Here is an 892-nt window from a genome sequence, read left to right as displayed (position 1 = left end):
CGACATGACGATCGTCTACGCGGCCGACGGCACCAGCTTCCCGCCGCGCGGCGTGTTGGGCGGCGGCGACGGCAAGGAGAGCGAGACGATCAAGCTTAGGGCAAGCGAGAAAATCGTGCTGCCTGCCTTCAGCGAAGAGACGATCGAGGATGGCGCCCGCATCGAGTTCACCGCCTGCGGCGGCGGCGGTTACGGCGATCCGCTGAAGCGCGATCCTAAGCGTGTCGCGGCGACCGTCAATCGCGGCTGGCTGAGCCGCGAGGACGCCGAGAACGTCTATTGTGTCGCCCTGAAGGATGCGGAGGACGCCGGGCTCTTGATGGTTGACGAGGTGCGAACGGCAGAACTTCGGAGCACTCGGCAGTAGGTACGACGCGACCTCCTGCAAATGGAGGGCATGCGCGCATCGCTATGGCGCCGGTCGTCAGGCACGTGAAGCCCGCCGGCATCACCGCAAGAAGCTCTCCGACCTGGCCCAGAAGCCGCCTGGCCGGGGGCGGATTGGATCGATGCCTGCTTTTGCTGGGCTGCAACGTGCGAGGCAAAAGCCGACATGTGACGCCCAGTTGACGGCTCAATGGGATATGACCCGAAGGAGGTGACCATAGCCGCGGGAGACACCGTGGAGTGGTCAAGCGAAACGACCTTTGAGCACACGGTCACGCCGGAATGGATTCCACCGGAAAGTTCGAGGGGACCGATTCTCTAAAACCGAAGAAAAAGTATTCGACGACCATTAAGGCTTCAGCCGATCCTATTCACTACCACTGTGATTTTCATCTGATGATGAAGGGGACGATAATAGTCAAGTGAGTTGGAAGCCTCTGTGACGCGGCCGCGGAACGGAAGCTAAGAACCCTCTCACGAGAACGGCGGTTCGGGGAACCCCAGG

The 892-nt window shown here is 61.3% G+C and carries 1 protein-coding gene; it reads left to right on the top strand.

Going from position 1 to position 892, the window contains the following annotated elements; translation table 11 throughout:
• Positions 1 to 367, top strand: a 367-nt coding sequence (locus tag EOA27_RS38315; RefSeq protein WP_189562376.1) for a hydantoinase B/oxoprolinase family protein, incomplete at its 5' end; no start/stop codon positions are given.
• Positions 368 to 892: the final 525 nt, after the last annotated feature.

This window comes from Mesorhizobium sp. M2A.F.Ca.ET.037.01.1.1, assembly GCF_003998075.1.
Taxonomy (GTDB): domain Bacteria; phylum Pseudomonadota; class Alphaproteobacteria; order Rhizobiales; family Rhizobiaceae; genus Mesorhizobium.
Note: the sequence above shows the minus strand (reverse complement) of the source record. Positions and strands in the feature narration are given on the sequence as shown.